A 17,382-nucleotide genomic window follows, 5' to 3' on the forward strand; every position below is an offset into this window, starting at 1 on the left:
CACCCTTAATTGTTCCACTCTTCACGCTTATAGAAGTCGGTAATCGCTCCTCGTGATGAACTTGATACAATATGGGCGTATTTACCTAAGGCACCACGTGTCTCAAGTGGTGGTAAGACGAGCTGAGCACGACGCTCGGCTAATTCTTCCTCAGATACAACCATCGTTAATTCCTTGGTATCTTGGTCAATGATAATGGTGTCACCGTCTTGGACAAGGGCGATTGGTCCACCATCTTGTGCTTCTGGGGCCACATGTCCGACTACGAATCCGTGAGATCCACCTGAGAAGCGACCGTCAGTAATTAAGCAGACTTTCAATCCTTTACCTATTAACATACTGGATAAGGACAGCATCTCTGGCATACCTGGCCCACCCTTAGGTCCTACATATCGAACAATGACCACGTCGTTATCAACAATCTCATGGTGTAAGGTCGCTTCAATGGCTTCTTCCTCGGTGTTATAGACTTTAGCTGGTCCTTCATGGCGGCGAACTTTCAATCCTGATACCTTCACAACAGCACCTTCAGGAGCTAAGTTCCCTTTAAGGACAATCAACGGGCCATCGGCACGTTTAGGATTTGATAGTGGCATAATAACTTGTTGTCCAGCCACTAAGTCAGGAGCATCTTCTAAGTTCTCAGCTAAGGTCTTACCAGTTACTGTTAAGCAATCTCCATGAATGTAACCATTTTGGTATAAATACTTGAGTACCGCTGGTACTCCACCCGCCTCATATAAATCTTGGAAGACATAATGACCACTTGGCTTCAAGTCTGCTAGATGCGGCACTTTAGCTTGGATCGTATTAAAGTCTTCAATGTTTAAGTCAACATCGGCGGCATGGGCGATGGCTAACAAATGCAAAATGGCATTGGTTGACCCTCCTAAGGCCATCGTTAAGGTAATGGCATTCTCAAAGGATTTGCGGGTTAAAATATCGCTTGGTCGGATATTTTTATCAATTAATTGAAGGACTGCGCGTCCTGCTTTGAGGACATCATCTTCTTTGGCTTGGGTAATGGCTGGGTTGGAGGAAGAGCCTGGTAAGCTTAAGCCAAGGGCCTCAATGGCTGACGCCATGGTATTGGCAGTGTACATTCCACCACATGCACCTGGGCCCGGACAGGCATTACATTCAATTTTCTTTAATTGTTCATCGCTAATCTCACCATTATTCCATTTACCTACACCTTCAAAGACAGATACTAAGTCAATGTCTTTGCCGTTTAACTTACCTGGGGCAATGGTTCCTCCGTAGACGAAGATGGACGGAATATCCAGGTTAGCCATCGCAATGACACAACCCGGCATATTCTTATCACAGCCACCAATGGCTACAAAGGCGTCACAGTTATGACCGCCAATGGCTATCTCTACTGAATCTGCAATGGCATCCCGGCTGGGCAAGGAATACCGCATTCCTTGCGTTCCCATGGCAATTCCATCGGATACCGTAATCGTTCCGAATTGAACGGGCCATCCACCACTTTCACTAACGCCTTCCTTAGCAATAATTCCTAAGTCATGAAGGTGAATGTTACACGGCGTATTCTCAGCCCAAGTAGATATCACACCAATAATCGGTTTCTCAAAACTCTCATCATCCATTCCTGTCGCTCGCATCATTGCCCGGTTAGGCGCCTTTACAGGACCGTCATACACATGACTACGTTTTTTTAGATTTTTATTTGACATGGTCGTTCATCCTTTCAAGATTGACTCTTTCATTTTCACTTTGACAAGTTCCATATATCCGGTAAAATAATTGATAATTGATTAATTTTAATTGGAATTCACATCTAAAACTAATAATACAACGGAGGTAATATAAGTATGAGAGACGATATTCAAACAAACAACTTTCCCGATGACTTAAAGCAAGCGATTATTGATCAACTTGTAACGATTTCCGACCCAGAAATTGGCTTGGACATCTACAACCTCGGCTTAATCTATGCGATGGAGGTCGATAGTAACAAGCATTGTGAGATCACCTTAACTTTTACCGGTATGGCTTGCAGTTGCGTCGACACAGTGCCTATTGAGCTAACTGAAAAGTTAACTAGCATTGAAGGCATCGATACCGTTAAGGTCAATATCGTATGGGAGCCTGCTTGGAATATTCAAAACATCAGTCGGATTGGCCGGATCGCCTTAGGAATTAATCCTAATTAGTTAAATATTCTGCCCTTCAACTTGCTTCAACTACAGAAGCAAGTTTTTTTTGTTTTTCTTAGGGTCGGCAACTGATTCAGCCATCATTAACCTTTCTCAACTTCAGCAATCACCTCAATTTCAACCAAGGCACCTAATGGCAAGTCTCGGACCGCAAAGGCCGAGCGAGCTGGATAAGGGGCTTTGAACTGTTGTGCGTAGATCTCGTTCACTTTATCGAAGTGTTGAATGTCACTCAGTAAGACCGTGACTTTGACAATATTAGCTAAAGTTAAGTCTTCAGACTCTAATACGTAACTAATATTTTTGAAGGCTTGTTGCGTTTGCTTTTCTAAGCCGTCAACTAATTGGCCGGTCTCTTTATCGAGCCCTATTTGACCGGATAGAAATATCAGTCCGTTGGTCTTGATTGCTTGAGAATAAGGTCCTACTGCATCGGGAGCTAGGGGCGAATTGACTACTTTCATTTTCTTCCTCCTCAAAATCTTTCTCTGATAAATCATTCGACTATTCATCATCGACTACACTAATAATTGATACAGACTCGGATTTTCCGTGACGTTAATATAGTTAGAATCAAAGGCTTCGATCCGGCGAAGTAAACTTTCTAAATTCTCGCGCTTACCTAATTGGATGCCGATAAAGACAGGTGCTTGGGATCGATTAATCCGCTTCGTATATTCAAAGCGGGTAATATCATCATCCTTGTTCAACACATCCGTTACGAAGTCTTTCAAAGCACCAGCACGTTGGGGGAACTTGACGATAAAATATTTTTGCAAGCCGCGGTAGACCATGGCACGCTCTTCAATTTCCGCCATGCGGTTAATGTCATTATTCCCACCTGATATTAAGCAGACGACGGTCTTGCCTCGAATCTCATCAGCCATCTTATCTAAGGCAGCTACCGTTAAGGCACCTGAGGGCTCGACGACTATCGCTTGCCTAGTATACAAATCTAATATCATCTGGCTGACCAGTCCTTCAGGAACCGTAATAAAATCTTCAACAAATTCTTTTGTGTAGTGGTAGGTTAAGTCACCCACTTTAGCCACCGCTGTCCCATCGCAAAACTTATCCACTTTCTCTAATGCTACCGGACCTCCCTGTTCGATCGCTAATTTCATGGAAGCTGCCCCATCTGGTTCCACTCCTATAATGGCGGAAGTTGGCATGGCATCTTTGACGTAGGCACTCACTCCTGAGATTAAGCCACCCCCTCCTACTGGTAGCAAGATGTAATCCGCTTGGTCACCATTGGCCACTAAGTCTTGATGGATCTCGACGCCAATCGTTCCTTGCCCTAAGATAACGTTCAAATCGTCAAAGGGCTCAATGAAGGTAAGATTGTGCTTTTCAGCGTAGACATGAGCAGCGATGTTACTCTTATCAAAGGTATCTTCTTGAATGACAACCTTGACGTATTTGCCTCCAAAATATTGAACTTGGTCAATCTTTTGTCTTGGAGTTGTGGTCGGCATGAAGATAATTCCATTCACCTTCTTCAACTGGCAAGTATAAGCAACGCCTTGGGCATGGTTTCCAGCCGACGCACAAATAACACCCTTAGCAAGCTCATCGTCTGATAACTGATTAATAGCATACAGCGCTCCTCTCAGTTTAAATGAACGTACAATTTGTAAGTCTTCCCGCTTTAAATAGATCGACGCTTTATACTTATCTGACAAATAGGGATCATACATTAACGGCGTTTGGTTGACGCTCTGCCTTAATGACTTATACGCAGCAAGTACATCTTCTGATGTAATAGTTGGAAACATGCCTTATCCTCCTCATTTTATTAAAAATTAATTAGAACCATTATGGATTAATTAATATCTAAAGTCAACACTTATAACATAAATTAATTAAGCTTATTTATAAGTTATTATCCTGCTCTATATAATAATAGTTTAATTATATTATCACTATTTATTCTATTGGATATTAATAATATTTTATTGCGATACACCTTGATACAATCACTCTAAACCCTTAACTTAAATAGAACGGTTATAATTAGTTGTTTATACTTATTCAAAATTTACCATTATCTTATTTCCACTCAAAAAAAAGTCAATTTATTTCAAAATAATTATGAGAAATTTCTAGTTTTTATAATTTGCATGTGCTATAGTATTAATAATTTTTAAGAGACTAACGTCTTTTATTAAATTTAAATTAGAAAGCAAGGGGAGTGTTATGTCAGTCAAAAATATTGTTAGTCAGTTCGTGATGGTTGCTTTATGTTTGTTATCGTTGGCTATTGGGACAGATGGATTCAATTTAACCGGCTTGAACTCACTCATTTTCTGGCAATCACGCTTTCCCAGAACCCTTAGCATTGTCTTAGTCGGTAGTAGTATGAGTTTGGCAGGCTTGTTGATGCAAAGTATTTCTAATAATAAGTTTGCTGGTCCTTCAACTGTTGGAACTATTGAAGCCGCCAAGCTAGGTCTTATCCTATGTCTGATCACACCGGGAATTACGAATGGGAATAAAATTTTCTTCTCCTTCTTGAGTGCGGCCGTTTTCACCCTAGGGTTTATTACTTTACTTAGGCAAATCCATATTAAGAAAGATTGGATGGTACCTCTTTTTGGTATTATTTACGGTCAATTGCTTAATGGACTCGGGCAAGCAATCGCCTACCGCTTCCAATTGACTCAAAATATTCAATCTTGGGTGCAAGGGTCCTTTGCCATGATTCAAGTTGGACGATATGAATGGTTATTTTTGAATATTATTACGATCTTCATCAGTTACTTACTGATTCACCGATTATCCATCGTGAAATTAGGAGAGGATTTCTCTACCAACTTGGGTATTAACTACCAAGCCACTTGGCTCATTATTATTATGTGTGTCTCATTGACGACAGCAGTCAATGTCATGGTTGTCGGAACACTTCCTTTCATAGGAGTGATTATCCCTAATATATTAAGAATTCAATCTGGCGATCTCTTAGCCCACTCCATGTCAGCCGTTATGATCTATGGAGCCAGCTTTGTCTTATTATGTGACATCTTGGCGCGGATGATTATAATGCCCTTTGAGATTCCCGTTGGAGTGATTATCTCCTTAATCGGTAGTGGTATTTTCATCTATATCTTAATCGTGAAAGAAGGTTAGTTTATGAAATTTAAACCATTCGCTTACTTACTTTCCTTGGTCGTTGTATTGTTGTCCCTTTTTTATTTGTTGAATAACTATGCAACTATGACCGACTATATATGGCGGTTAAGAGTATCCAAGTTGACTGCCTATATTGTCATTGTCTTAGCGATTGTGCCGTCCACCTTCGCCTTTCAGACCTTGTTCAGAAGTCATTATTTATCGCCGAATGTTCTGGGGATGGATGCTATCTTCAGCCTCTGCCAGACTTTGATTTTTTTTATTGGAAGTCGGTTTATGAATAGAGAGGTCGGCACTTTAACCACTTCATCTTTTTTGATTAATTTAGTATTAATGTTATTTTTCTCTGCCTTACTTTATATTGCAGTCCGGCCACGTCAGTTAAGTGAACGTTTCGATGAAAGCCTGCTTATCATGTTGGGCTTAATCTTAAGCCAATTAATTCGGAGTCTAACGACCTTTATGCAAGTGATTATGGATCCATCAGACTATGATGCCCTGTTCTCACGGCTTAATCCAAGTTTCCAACGCATCTCGACCAGCTTATTAATTATCGGCATGGTCATTGTGTTGATTGGGCTTGTTATATTATTCAAATATTCATCGGTACTAGATGTCATTAAGGTAGACCACGACACCGCCGCAAGCTTAGGCATTAATATTCAAAAAGTCACTTATCAATTAATCTTCATCATTGTCTTGATGATTGGAACGTCAACCGCAATTGTTGGGCCACTTACTTTTCTTGGCTTTATGATTGCCAATATTACTTATCAATTCACTCATATTTCTCACCACTGGCAATACTTCATCATCGGCAGCTTGTTAGGGCTGATTATGGTCATTGGGGGGCAATGGGTGAATGAATCACTACTCAATAACCACTACAATCTTTCAGTAATTGTAGACGTCGCAGGTGCATTGATGTTTTTCACTCTATTATTTAAAGGAGGACGAGCTTATCAGACTCAATAGTGTATATAAACATGTTCCATATCGTAAAAATTCACGCATCATCTTGGACGACATCTCATTAGATATTCCCCAAGGGCAACTGACCGCTATTATCGGACCTAACGGTGCCGGTAAGTCTACTTTGTTGAATATTATGGGCAATTTGGACCACAAAGATTTGGGTGAGATCTACTTAGATGATATTTCTTTGGACAAATGGAGTCGCAATGACTTAGCCAAACGGCTGAGCATTCTCAAGCAAAAACAACATTATGACTTAAAAATCACCGTCTATGAGTTTATCGCTTTCGGCCGTTATCCTTATTCCAAAGGACGTCTTAGTGACTTCGACCATGAAGTTATCCAAGAAATTATTGACTTCCTAGAGCTCCATGACCTGCAAGATAGCTACATCAATACCTTATCTGGTGGCCAACTCCAACGGTGTGCCATTGCGATGGTTATGGCCCAAGATACAGAACTGATCTTATTGGATGAACCTTTGAACAACTTAGATATTCGTCAAGAAATTCACCTGATGAACTTACTCAAGCGCTTAGTCGAAAAGTTCAACAAGCGAGTAGTCATCATTATGCATGACATTAATCGTGTCAGTCAGTTCGCGGATTATATTATCGCTTTAAAAAACGGCTGCTTATTCCACCAGGGGCGCACCCAAGAAGTCCTTCAATGTCCCATCTTAGAAGAACTCTATGATATTGGTGTCGACGTGATTGAGACACAACAACACCCCCTAATCAACTTCTATGAAAAGGAGCTTCTAACATGAAAAAATTCATAAAATGCTTTGCAACATTGGCACTCGCAGTCAGCCTTAACGCAGCCACTCTAAGCCCCATTCTAGCCCAGACAAGCGTGACGGACTCACGTGGCGAGGAAGTAACTGTAGACAGTACACTCCAACGCGTTATCACTCTTGGCTACCCCGAGTTCGATACCTTACGGGCCCTTGGCTTGGAAGATCTTGTCGTCGCTGCCCCCGTCTATTCAACGCCAGACTATATTGGGAGTTACAACGACGACGTGATTGACACAGCAAACTTACATGAACCGAATCTAGAAGTGCTTGCGGGTGCTAATAGCGACTTAATTATCGCAACAGGCCGGTCTTCAAGCTTAATTCCTGAGTTAGAACACATTGCCCCGGTCTTCCAATTCTCGACCGATAATGCTAACTATTGGGAATCTTTTGTAGCCATTAATACCGAACTGGCCAAATTATTCGATAAAGAAGAGGAAGCGACTGCCATTATCGAAGAGATTGACCAAGAGGCCCAAGCGGTTCGTGATATTAATAGTACGCTCGATGAGCAAACTTTAGTTCTACTATTGAATGAAGGCGAGATGGCAGTCTATGGGGCTGACTCACGCTTCGGATTGATATACCAAGTACTTGGATTCCAGTCGATTGAAGACTTCGTCATCGAAGACCAACGTCATGGGCAATCGGTTAGCTTTGAAGGTATCTTAGACTTGAACCCAGACCGTATCTTCGTCATTGACCGTACCCAAGCCATTGGTTCTGACAACTCAGCCAATACGGACTTAGTGGAGAATGCCCTAGTCAAAGAGACCAAGGCTTATCAAAATGATCAGATTCACTTCTTATCATCTCAATTATGGTATGTTTCTGGGTCAGGATTAGAATCCACCCACTTACAAATCCAAGAGATCGCAAACTTGATGCAACCTTAATTTAATAAAAAGAAATCATATTACTGGAGGTAGACATGACAACACTAGACATTAGAAACTTACACGTATCCATTGAAGACAAAGAAATACTAAAAGGTGTGAACCTAACCATTAACACCAACGAGATCCATGCCATTATGGGACCTAATGGTACCGGTAAATCAACTTTAGCTGCTGCGATTATGGGGAACCCTGCCTACGAAGTCACTGAAGGAGAGATCTATATCGATGGGAAGGACGTCCTGGAGATGGATGTCGATGAGCGTGCACGTGCTGGCTTGTTCTTAGCCGTACAATATCCTAGCGAGATCCCCGGGGTAACCAATGCCCAATTCATGAAGGCGGCCATTAATTCACGCCGTGCCGAAGATGATAAGATCAACGTCATGGAATTTATTAAAAAATTGGACGAGAAGATGGCCATCTTAGATATGCCCGAAGCCATGGCTGAACGTTACTTGAACGAGGGCTTCTCAGGGGGCGAGAAGAAGCGGAATGAGATTCTTCAATTAATGATGATTGAACCCACCTTCGCCATCTTAGATGAGATTGATTCAGGCTTAGATATTGATGCCTTAAAAGTTGTCTCCCGCGGAGTCAACGCTATGCGTGGTGATAACTTTGGTGCCTTAATTATTACCCACTACCAACGACTATTAAATTACATTACACCGGACTATATTCATATTGTCATTGATGGAAAAGTCGTTAAATCGGGTGGTCCAGAATTAGCACATCGTCTTGAAGCGGAAGGCTACAAAGGAATTATTGAAGAATTAGGCTTAGACTTTGAAGTGGAAGAGTAGGTGATGACATTGGAACAAACAAGCTTAGACCAACAACGATCACTCATCACACACTCTGATCAACTGCCAGACTTTTTCCTTACGGCTCAAGCCGAAGCCGCTGCTCAATGGAATAGCTTAGAGCTTCCAATTATTGAACGAATGCGTTATAAGAAATGGCCGCTTTTTACACAAACAATTACTAGCACCAGGACGAGACAGCCGGCCAACCCACTAGATGATGTCACACTAGACTTATTATCTAATGATGAAGTGGCAGCTCGAATTATCCATTACGGTAATGAAACTTACCTTGACTATATCGCCCAAGACTTAGCTGACAAAGGCGTTATTATCCAAGACTTGTTCACGGCCTTGGTTGACCATCCGGGCTTAGTTCAAAAGCACTTATTCTCTACCCTTGCCCCCTTGGAAGATAAGATTAATGCTTATCACACGGCCTATATGAATGGTGGCTTGTTCATCTATATACCGAAAAATGTCGAGATTAAATTACCGATTGAAACGGTATTAGTTCAAGATAGTCGCGATGAATTAGCATTTAACAAGCATATCTTAATTGTTAGTGAGCAAAATAGTCAGCTAACTTACTTAGAACGATCTGCTACTGTCGGTGACCATGCTAACAGCGCCACCCTATTGACCGAAGTCGTTGCTTCAGCCGGAGCCCAAGTGAAATTCGTCGCCATGGATGCTCTAGGGGAATCGACTTGCGCCTTCGTACGTCGCCACGGCATTACTTACGACGATGCCAATATTGAATGGGCCGCTGCGGCCATGAACCAAGGTAATACGATTTTAGACACTTATACGGAATTAAAAGGCCAAGGTTCCGCCTCCAATACAAATATTATTAGTATCGCCAATGGCAAGCAAACCCAAATGGTAAATACTGGATTATTAAATGTCGGCCATCATTCCGCTGCCAACATTTTCCAACACGGGGTTATATTAGACCAAGCCCGCCTAAGCTTTAATGGAATCGGTCAAATTGTTAAAGACGCTAAAGGGGCCGACGCCCAACAAGAAAGCCGCTTAATGATGCTGTCGCAAGAATCACGTGGCGATACTAACCCGATCTTATATATTGATGAATTCGAAGTGACGGCCGGTCACGCAGCCAGCGTGGGCCAAGTGGATCCTGAACAACTGTACTACTTAATGAGTCGTGGCTTATCACAAACTGATGCGGAATACTTATTAATTCGCGGCTTCCTCGGCCAAGTTATCCAGACCATTCCGTCAATGCAAATCAGGCAACAAATGGTTGAGATGATTGATAACAAATTACAGCTCTTCCACCCTGGCAATCTTTAAGGAGAATTGAAGTGATATAAATGATTAATAAGACAATCCGAGCCCACTTTCCGGGCTTGGAACAAAAAGTAAACAATGAGCCTTTAATATATTTCGACCATGCGGCGACATCGCAGACACCCTCTGCCGTTCTCGAGGCATTGAGCGATTATTACACCCACTACAAGGCCAATATCCACCGTGGCATTCACCAGTTGGCTCAGCGGGCAACAGACGCCTACGAAAATAGCCGCAAATTCATCGGACAATTTATCGGTGCCCAAGATAGTAGTGAAATTATTTTCACCAGTGGAACTACACAAGGGATTAACTTAATCGCACGTGGTTTAGTCGAACCTTTGTTAGGGGCTGGTGATATCATATTAACGAGCCGGCTTGAACATCACTCTAACTTAGTTCCTTGGCAAGAAGTCGCTAAGCGGACTGGGGCTCATCTACAATACTTAGACTTAGATGAAGCGACCCAAGTTCTTGACTTAGAGGCGCTCAAGGCGATGGACAAAGACCAGTTGAAAGCCGTCAAAGCCATTGCTATCCAACATGTATCCAATGTCTTGGGTGTGGAACAGCCCATTAAGGCGCTATGCCAATGGGCCCATCAGCATGACATCTTAGTAGTAGTAGATGGCGCTCAAGCCCTTCCACATATGCCAGTCAATGTCAGCGACCTAGGCGTGGATGCCTATTGCTTCAGTGGCCACAAGGCTTATGGACCGACTGGGATTGGAGTGTGTTATTTGAACAAAAGCTTACATACTCAGACTCAACCAGTGAACTTCGGTGGCGAGATGATCCATTATGTTGGTGACTTTGAAAGTAATTATAAAGACCCCCCTTGGAAGTTCGAAGCGGGTACCCCTCCAATTGCCCAAGCTATTGCCTTGCAAGCTGCCTTGGAATTTATTGAATCAGTGGGTTATGACTCTATTCATACGCACGAAACCGCCCTAGCCCAACGTTTGTATAAGGGGCTTCAAGCGATTGATGGCATTGAATTGTACCAAAGTCCTACAACCATCTCACAAGGGAGCCACGGTATTGTCTGCTTTAACTTTAGGGCCATTCATCCACATGATGTTGCTACGGCCTACGATATGGAAGGCATTGCTGTCCGGGCTGGTCATCATTGCGCCCAAGTCTTGATGCGTCAATTAGACGCGGCTGCTACGTTACGCGCCAGTATGGGTGTATACAATACGGTGGAAGAAGTCAATCGATTCGTCGCCTCCACCCACCGAGTAAAGGAGTTTTTTGACCATGTCACTCTATGATTTAAGTAGTCTGTACAAAGAAGTTATCATGGATCACTCCAACTACCCTCGTAACAAAAAATCCCTCGAAGATCCTAGTCACCGCATTGAATTGCTCAATCCGACTTGTGGGGATGCCATCGTCGTGGAGATGGTAGTTGATAACGACCACATCCAAGCGATCGCCTTCAATGGCCAAGGTTGTGCCATTAGTATGGCCAGTGCAGACATGATGTGCCAAAGCTTATTGAACAAGCCTGTCGAACAAGCGATCGACATTATCAACAACTTTGCCCATTTGATTGGTGGCGATCCTTTAGATGAGGGGCTGAGTGAGACGAATGTTATGTCACAAGATGAATTAATGAAACGCATTGGGGATGCCTACTTATTAGAAAGCTTGAAACAATTCCCTAGCCGCTACAAATGCGGCGTCCTAGCTTGGCGAGCCAGTGAAATGGCTTTAACACAACCGCCTAGTCAGAGTCCGACCAATATATAAGAAAGAGAGTGATGAGATATGAGTGAAGTGCCAATCCTTGGCGAATATGAATATGGTTTTCAAGATAAAGCGGAGATTATCTTCTCCACCGGCCTCGGCTTGAATGAGGATGTCATCCGAACGATTTCACAAGAAAAGAACGAACCCCAATGGATGTTAGATTACCGCCTAAAAGCTTACCGAATCTACAAATCAAAGCCCGTTGCTACGTGGGGGGCCGACCTGTCAGGCATTGACTTTGATGATATTACTTATTATCAAAAAGCGACCAATAAGCCGGCCCGTTCTTGGGATGATGTACCCGATGAGATCAAAAAGACTTTCGACCGACTCGGTATTCCTGAAGCAGAACGTGCCTACTTAGCCGGTGCTACTGTCCAGTACGAATCAGAAGCGGTCTACAGCCGGATGAAAGAAGAGTATGAGCGACTAGGCATTATCTTCACCGATATGGACACCGCCTTACGCGAGTATCCTGACTTAGTGAAAGAATATTTCGGTAAAGTTGTTCCTTCAGGCGACAACTTCCAATCTGCCTTGAACAGTGCGGTCTGGAGTGGTGGGACCTTCATCTATGTGCCCAAAGGGGTCCAAACCAAAGTCCCTCTACAAACTTACTTCCGGATGAACAATGAGAAAGCAGGCCAATTCGAACGCACCTTAATTATTGTCGACGAAGGTGCCAGCATCCAATATATTGAAGGATGTACCGCTCCAACTTTCTCCTATGCCAACTTACATGCTGCCGTTGTCGAAATTGTCGTTAAAAAAGACGCCTACTGTCGTTATTCAACCATCCAAAACTGGTCCAATAACGTCTACAATATTGTGACCAAGCGGGGCTATTGTTACGACGGAGGGACTTTGGAATGGATTGATGGTAACTTAGGCTCCTACAAAACCATGAAGTACCCGAGTATCTACTTGAACGGTCGTGGGGCTCGTGGAACGGTTATGACGATTGCCTTTGCCGGTGCCAACCAACACCAGCATACAGGGGCTAAGATTTTCCATATGGCTCCGGATACGTCAAGTACAATCGTGGCCAAGTCGATTGCCAAAGATGGAGGTGTGGTCGACTATCTCGGCCAAGTCTACTTTGGTAAAAAGAGCGACCGTGCCTTCTCACACATTGAATGTGACACCATTATTATGGATGAGAAGTCGCGATCGGACACCATCCCTTTCAATGAAATTCACAATAGTAATGTTACTTTAGAACACGAAGCCAAAGTCTCTAAGATTTCTGAAGAGCAATTGTTTTACTTAATGAGTCGTGGATTGGATGAAGGGACCGCCACGGAGATGATTGTGATGGGGTTTGTGGAACCCTTTGCGAAGGAGTTGCCGTTGGAATACGCTGTGGAGTTGAACCGTCTGATTGCATATGAGATGGAAGGTTCTGTGGGGTAGTGGAGAGTTGTTGAAAGGATATAGTTGGAGCTTGGCTAAGCTGAACTGGGGCCCTCGCCTCTCCATATATTTTAATAAGGTTCGAACCGCTGATTTATGGGTGGTTCGAACTTTTTTTGATGGTATTTTAGATAATCTTCAAATTAAATAATGGATTTGCCAATGAATGGTGTCTTTATATAGAGAGACTATTTATGACTTTTATAGGAGGCAGTCATGGACAAACCATTTTACTTAGAATTTTTAGAGACTTTGAGCGCACGCTACCAACTTCCGGACCCATCCCGGACCAAACTTTGGGCCATGCAGACCGGATTCAAGGGGCAGAAAGACTTTGAGGCGGTGGTGCAAGAAGTCCTTCCTCACGGCTGGCGGATTTTACATGATTTGAACTTTGACCATTCCATCGGGAAGATTCAGATTGATGCTTTGTTGGTCAGCCCGCATGGGATTTATCATTTTGAAGTGAAGAATCTCGTCGCCGAATGTGAGTACCGTGACGGTGAATTTTATAATCTTGCCAAGGGCTATAAATACCAACATTATTTTGCTCAAATGAAACGGCAAAATGAACTGCTTATGCCGATTCTTGAATCTTTGGGAGTGGATGTGCCACTTGTATCCCGGCTTGTCTTCATTAATGAGGAAGATACCGTCGTCTTCCATGAAAATATGCAAGATCACTATCTCAAGCGTTGGCAAATCAAGCCTTTTCTGAGGCGGGGCGCCCAACAGCAAGCACGCTCTACTCATTATCGACCATTGAATGTCGATCAAGTCACACTGGCATTGATTGATAAATCAGTCGCTGAATTTGCTCAAGATACCTATGAAGAGCAAGTCTTTGTACAGGATGCTCGTCGCGGCATCATCTGCCCTCATTGCCAAGCTTCAATTAAGAGTAGTGAGATTAATCGCTTCGCAATTGAGTGTTCAAGGTGCGGTGGCTATGAAGCTAAGGAACGAGCTATTTTACGCACCATTTGTGAAATTGGCCTTTTGCATTATGACCAAGCATTGAACTCCACCATGGCATGTGAGTTTATTGGTGTGGAGGGACTCGAACGATCGGCCAGACGTAAACTCTTGGGATTTTTCAAGCGAAGTGATCAGCATAAGTTAAAAAACTACATCAATCCCGCTGCTTCCATAGACAAAGCCTTCCCACGGGTGAGATTCAAGCACGATTGAGAAGTGGTTGCGGGGACTTAGGGTGTGCCTAGAAGTTTAGATTATAATATTGTACGTTCTTAACGTTTCCAAAGATTCCTTTGTTAATCAAAATAATATGTTGATTAGTTAATACTAATTTATCTTTGAAGGCTGCTAAAGCACCACCATATGAAATTCTATCGCTGTTCATCAAGATTGACTCATTAGGTGCTAACTTATATCCTTTTGCCACATAATCACCTCCTATTATTATGGATTTATTTTAAGTAGTCAGTTCATAATATATTTATATTATTAATCATATACTTATCTTTATTTTTTTTACAAGTAAGCGTTTGCGTTTAGCCGTTAATAATAAACTAACTCGTGTATTATTTGCCTTATAATCCCTTATATTCTTGATGCCATTATCAAAACCTTAGAGTTTGAAACTGAAATTAAATAAATTGTAGTGTAAACCAACCGGTTATTTCTCTGTTGGTTTTTCTCTTTTTTTGTTAGGGATATCACATTGCGCTACTTAATGCCATCTGATTAAGTGTCATATTTTGACTTATTTATTTAGAATGGTTATAATTAAGCTACCAAACTAAAGGAGCGATGTCACTATGTCATTAGATTTACACGATTACGGTAAGGATCCATTTGTCATTAACATTGAAGAAGCTACTTTACAAAACGACACATTCAGAACTGCCCTATGGACCGGTTCACAGCTACAAGTTACCCTCATGTCCATCCCAGTTGGCGGCGATATCGGCGGTGAAATCCATACCAAAGAGGATCAATTCTTACGTCTAGAACAAGGTCAAGGCCGAGTGATTATGGGGGAAAGCGAAGATAAGATTACTTTCGAGAAGGAAGTTGCCGACGATGATGTCATTTTAATTCCTAAAGGTGTCTTCCATAATGTGATTAATACGGGCGACCAACCAATGAAGTTGTATTCCATTTATGGCCCTGCGCATCATGCACATGGGACGGTTCATGAGACACAAGCCATTGCTGAAGCTGAGGAAGAAGAACACGATCATTAATTAGTTGTAAATTTAGCTATAAAAAGTCAGAGTGATTCGTCACTCTGACTTTTTTCGTTGGGGTCATATAGTTGAGAATGTTGGTGAGTATCTTAAAATATCGTACTCCTAACAAGGCGGGATATTTAGGATTCTTTGTCCTAATGATTCCGGTAAAATAAAATCATTATTATCAGCCAGCATTCAATATCTTGCTGTAAAAATTCCATTATCATTACAATTCAAAAAAACAACCACTCAGAAATCCAGAATTTGTTAGCACTTTAAAAGTTAATGTCCTAGCGGTAATTGAATATTCCTTAATTTTTAATTGGTACGGTGAATGTGTTGTCAGTGGTTGCGTAGAATGATTCGTCTGAATTACAGTCGCTCGATCTTAAGCAATTGTTTTTCAGCATCGACAGTTGCCATCGCACCATACTGCATTGACATTTTAGGATAGGCGTGGCCGAAGTTTATATTGTAAAGAATTGGGATGTCATCCACTAAAACATCACACACTACTGCTTTATATTCTTCGAAATAGGCTTCGACTTGCGGCTTCCCAAATAGCACACCCTTGATGCCCTCAAACAAGCCACCATCTTTCAACCTTTCCTAGACAAAATTTGAAAACAAGATTTCACGAAGGCGCTTTTTGGATGTCCAACTAGTCGTGGTTAAATAACGACGGCCCATTGGATCCCTCACCCTTTAACCAATCTCTATTTAGCACAAAAAATAGACTACCGGATAATCCGATAATCTATTTCGTAAATATTAGTTATTGTTGACTTGTTTCGCTAAACTCTCTAGTAAATGATTGTACCATCGATTGGATTCACATATCGACGTTGAGCAAGTGTTGGTTCATCATCTGTTACAATACTAAATTGCCAAACTGGGAAATAAGCACTTATATCAAGAGACTCTTGGTATAAAGGCATGTAAACGATTGATGCATCTTGAATATAACTAACCGTTGGATATTTCGCAAAAATTTCCTCATCTGTATATGTATAAGTCTGAGAAACAATTTCTAGAACCTCTTCATAACTTACAGCTTCCGAATAAGTATCTAGCATGTGACCAATCGGGATATGAGCTAGTTGGAAATGTTCAAAACCTTGATGTGTCAGTGCGAACTCTCCACCAAGCAAGACAATATTCTCAGGAGTCCCCGTACCATTTGATGAAACCACAGGATAATCATTTAGGTAAGGAGCGAATTTACCAAAATAAACTTCAGAAACCTCATCAGTAAAAGGTTCACTTGTCTCTTTGATTGGCGTTAAATTTTCATGATCAACATATTCTTGCATTTCATCCTTCGTCATACTTCTCATTTCTATTCTAACATCATCTAAACCAAAGACTTGGTTAGTAAAATCCTTAACCTTTTGTTCAGCTTCAGCAAATGAAAGGAAGCCTAATTCTTGGTTTGTCATTTCAAAAGAATCTTCATACCAACTATAAAAACTAATTAACTTGTTGGTTAAACCACTGTAAGGATTGATCAATGCAATATAGCTACTGAACAAAGTTAGATCATCCTTAAGAGCCAAATGTTCAAATTGCTCTACCTGGAAATATTCTTTACTTTTCTCAAATTGATAATGCGGTGCTTGGTGTTCTTCCTCTCTATAGATGGCTAATTGTCCGTAATACTCTTCCATCCCTTTCACGATTTCTTCCGATGTGATCTCACCGTAAGAATAGTAAGGAATAGTTGTCAAATCTGTCTGATTGGCCATGGCATCCGGATGAATATATAAAAACTCATTCACCTCTCCATAAGCAGAAAAACCCTGTGTCTCAGCATTGACGACCAGCCCCTCACTTAAAACCGACAGCATCGCCGTAAACAACAAGCCTACCTTTAGAAATTTCATTTTAACACTCCTTTTCATATGATAGCTT

The 17,382-nt window shown here is 41.9% G+C and carries 18 protein-coding genes; 12 read left to right on the top strand and 6 right to left on the bottom strand.

Going from position 1 to position 17,382, the window contains the following annotated elements; genetic code table 11:
* Positions 1–5 precede the first annotated feature (5 nt).
* Positions 6–1,700: a dihydroxy-acid dehydratase gene (gene ilvD, locus ACTQ5J_RS09635; protein WP_441752565.1), complete on the bottom strand. Its 1,695-nt coding sequence runs from the start codon at positions 1,698–1,700 to the stop codon at positions 6–8.
* Positions 1,701–1,838: 138 nt separating this feature from the next.
* On the opposite strand from ilvD, the gene ACTQ5J_RS09640 reads away from it, so the two are divergent.
* Positions 1,839–2,180, top strand: a complete 342-nt coding sequence (locus tag ACTQ5J_RS09640; RefSeq protein ID WP_441752566.1) for a metal-sulfur cluster assembly factor — start codon at positions 1,839–1,841, stop codon at positions 2,178–2,180.
* An 86-nt stretch (positions 2,181–2,266) separates the two neighbouring features.
* On the opposite strand, the gene ACTQ5J_RS09645 is transcribed toward ACTQ5J_RS09640, so the two are convergent.
* Together ACTQ5J_RS09645 and ilvA are read right to left on the bottom strand one after the other, a co-directional pair.
* Positions 2,267–2,647: a RidA family protein gene (locus ACTQ5J_RS09645; RefSeq protein ID WP_153861677.1), complete on the bottom strand. Its 381-nt coding sequence runs from the start codon at positions 2,645–2,647 to the stop codon at positions 2,267–2,269.
* A 54-nt stretch (positions 2,648–2,701) separates the two neighbouring features.
* Entirely contained in the window at positions 2,702–3,961 is a 1,260-nt protein-coding gene (ilvA, locus tag ACTQ5J_RS09650) for a threonine ammonia-lyase IlvA (RefSeq protein WP_441752567.1), read from the bottom strand.
* A 421-nt stretch (positions 3,962–4,382) separates the two neighbouring features.
* On the opposite strand from ilvA, the gene ACTQ5J_RS09655 reads away from it, so the two are divergent.
* The 10 genes from ACTQ5J_RS09655 (at position 4,383) to ACTQ5J_RS09700 (ending at position 14,464) form a co-directional block, all read left to right on the top strand.
* On the top strand, positions 4,383–5,312 hold the full coding sequence (locus ACTQ5J_RS09655) for an iron chelate uptake ABC transporter family permease subunit (protein ID WP_338487282.1): 930 nt from the start codon (positions 4,383–4,385) through the stop codon (positions 5,310–5,312).
* Positions 5,313–5,315: 3 nt separating this feature from the next.
* Positions 5,316–6,290 carry an iron chelate uptake ABC transporter family permease subunit gene (locus tag ACTQ5J_RS09660; RefSeq protein ID WP_441752568.1) on the top strand — a complete coding sequence of 325 codons (975 nt, stop codon included), beginning with the start codon at positions 5,316–5,318 and terminating at the stop codon, positions 6,288–6,290.
* A 43-nt stretch (positions 6,291–6,333) separates the two neighbouring features.
* A complete protein-coding gene (locus tag ACTQ5J_RS09665; RefSeq protein ID WP_153831383.1) occupies positions 6,334–7,059 on the top strand; it encodes an ATP-binding cassette domain-containing protein in 726 nt (241 codons plus the stop codon).
* Complete coding sequence (locus tag ACTQ5J_RS09670; protein ID WP_153831382.1) at positions 7,056–7,985, top strand: siderophore ABC transporter substrate-binding protein; 930 nt, start codon at positions 7,056–7,058, stop codon at positions 7,983–7,985. The genes ACTQ5J_RS09665 and ACTQ5J_RS09670 overlap by 4 nt, the downstream gene beginning before the upstream one ends.
* Before the next feature lie 35 nt (positions 7,986–8,020).
* Entirely contained in the window at positions 8,021–8,791 is a 771-nt protein-coding gene (gene sufC, locus ACTQ5J_RS09675; protein ID WP_153831381.1) for a Fe-S cluster assembly ATPase SufC, read from the top strand.
* 3 nt (positions 8,792–8,794) lie between these two features.
* Positions 8,795–10,108, top strand: coding sequence for a Fe-S cluster assembly protein SufD (gene sufD, locus ACTQ5J_RS09680; RefSeq protein WP_441752569.1), 1,314 nt, complete (start codon positions 8,795–8,797; stop codon positions 10,106–10,108).
* Between the two features lie 20 nt (positions 10,109–10,128).
* Positions 10,129–11,379: an aminotransferase class V-fold PLP-dependent enzyme gene (locus tag ACTQ5J_RS09685; protein WP_441752570.1), complete on the top strand. Its 1,251-nt coding sequence runs from the start codon at positions 10,129–10,131 to the stop codon at positions 11,377–11,379.
* A complete protein-coding gene (gene sufU / locus ACTQ5J_RS09690) occupies positions 11,366–11,860 on the top strand; it encodes a Fe-S cluster assembly sulfur transfer protein SufU (RefSeq protein ID WP_441752571.1) in 495 nt (164 codons plus the stop codon). The genes ACTQ5J_RS09685 and sufU overlap by 14 nt, the downstream gene beginning before the upstream one ends.
* A gap of 18 nt (positions 11,861–11,878) precedes the next feature.
* Positions 11,879–13,273, top strand: coding sequence for a Fe-S cluster assembly protein SufB (gene sufB, locus ACTQ5J_RS09695; protein WP_441752572.1), 1,395 nt, complete (start codon positions 11,879–11,881; stop codon positions 13,271–13,273).
* 216 nt (positions 13,274–13,489) lie between these two features.
* Positions 13,490–14,464, top strand: coding sequence for a nuclease-related domain-containing protein (locus ACTQ5J_RS09700; RefSeq protein WP_441752573.1), 975 nt, complete (start codon positions 13,490–13,492; stop codon positions 14,462–14,464).
* Between the two features lie 28 nt (positions 14,465–14,492).
* On the opposite strand, the gene ACTQ5J_RS09705 is transcribed toward ACTQ5J_RS09700, so the two are convergent.
* Positions 14,493–14,678 carry a hypothetical protein gene (locus ACTQ5J_RS09705; protein ID WP_441752574.1) on the bottom strand — a complete coding sequence of 62 codons (186 nt, stop codon included), beginning with the start codon at positions 14,676–14,678 and terminating at the stop codon, positions 14,493–14,495.
* 376 nt (positions 14,679–15,054) lie between these two features.
* On the opposite strand from ACTQ5J_RS09705, the gene ACTQ5J_RS09710 reads away from it, so the two are divergent.
* A complete protein-coding gene (locus ACTQ5J_RS09710; RefSeq protein ID WP_441752575.1) occupies positions 15,055–15,483 on the top strand; it encodes a cupin domain-containing protein in 429 nt (142 codons plus the stop codon).
* Between the two features lie 360 nt (positions 15,484–15,843).
* Here ACTQ5J_RS09710 and ACTQ5J_RS09715 read toward each other — a convergent pair whose 3' ends face one another.
* Positions 15,844–16,074, bottom strand: coding sequence for a hypothetical protein (locus tag ACTQ5J_RS09715; protein WP_441752576.1), 231 nt, complete (start codon positions 16,072–16,074; stop codon positions 15,844–15,846).
* Positions 16,075–16,274: 200 nt separating this feature from the next.
* Positions 16,275–17,354, bottom strand: a complete 1,080-nt coding sequence (locus ACTQ5J_RS09720) for a hypothetical protein (protein ID WP_441752577.1) — start codon at positions 17,352–17,354, stop codon at positions 16,275–16,277.
* Positions 17,355–17,382 lie beyond the last annotated feature (28 nt).

It is taken from the genome of Fundicoccus sp. Sow4_F4 (assembly GCF_052116145.1).
Lineage (GTDB): Bacteria > Bacillota > Bacilli > Lactobacillales > Aerococcaceae > Fundicoccus.

What these genes read in the sequence shown, in the direction of transcription:
- ACTQ5J_RS09655 (WP_338487282.1), top strand. Translation starts at nt 4,383, where the DNA reads ATGTCAGTCAAAAATATTGTTAGTCAGTTCGTGATGGTTGCTTTATGT.
- ACTQ5J_RS09685 (WP_441752570.1), top strand. Translation starts at nt 10,129, where the DNA reads ATGATTAATAAGACAATCCGAGCCCACTTTCCGGGCTTGGAACAAAAA.
- ACTQ5J_RS09640 (WP_441752566.1), top strand. Translation starts at nt 1,839, where the DNA reads ATGAGAGACGATATTCAAACAAACAACTTTCCCGATGACTTAAAGCAA.
- ACTQ5J_RS09710 (WP_441752575.1), top strand. Translation starts at nt 15,055, where the DNA reads ATGTCATTAGATTTACACGATTACGGTAAGGATCCATTTGTCATTAAC.
- ACTQ5J_RS09700 (WP_441752573.1), top strand. Translation starts at nt 13,490, where the DNA reads ATGGACAAACCATTTTACTTAGAATTTTTAGAGACTTTGAGCGCACGC.
- sufC (WP_153831381.1), top strand. Translation starts at nt 8,021, where the DNA reads ATGACAACACTAGACATTAGAAACTTACACGTATCCATTGAAGACAAA.
- ACTQ5J_RS09670 (WP_153831382.1), top strand. Translation starts at nt 7,056, where the DNA reads ATGAAAAAATTCATAAAATGCTTTGCAACATTGGCACTCGCAGTCAGC.
- sufD (WP_441752569.1), top strand. Translation starts at nt 8,795, where the DNA reads ATGACATTGGAACAAACAAGCTTAGACCAACAACGATCACTCATCACA.
- sufU (WP_441752571.1), top strand. Translation starts at nt 11,366, where the DNA reads ATGTCACTCTATGATTTAAGTAGTCTGTACAAAGAAGTTATCATGGAT.
- ACTQ5J_RS09645 (WP_153861677.1), bottom strand. Translation starts at nt 2,647, where the DNA reads ATGAAAGTAGTCAATTCGCCCCTAGCTCCCGATGCAGTAGGACCTTAT.
- sufB (WP_441752572.1), top strand. Translation starts at nt 11,879, where the DNA reads ATGAGTGAAGTGCCAATCCTTGGCGAATATGAATATGGTTTTCAAGAT.
- ilvD (WP_441752565.1), bottom strand. Translation starts at nt 1,700, where the DNA reads ATGTCAAATAAAAATCTAAAAAAACGTAGTCATGTGTATGACGGTCCT.
- ACTQ5J_RS09660 (WP_441752568.1), top strand. Translation starts at nt 5,316, where the DNA reads ATGAAATTTAAACCATTCGCTTACTTACTTTCCTTGGTCGTTGTATTG.
- ilvA (WP_441752567.1), bottom strand. Translation starts at nt 3,961, where the DNA reads ATGTTTCCAACTATTACATCAGAAGATGTACTTGCTGCGTATAAGTCA.
- ACTQ5J_RS09720 (WP_441752577.1), bottom strand. Translation starts at nt 17,354, where the DNA reads ATGAAATTTCTAAAGGTAGGCTTGTTGTTTACGGCGATGCTGTCGGTT.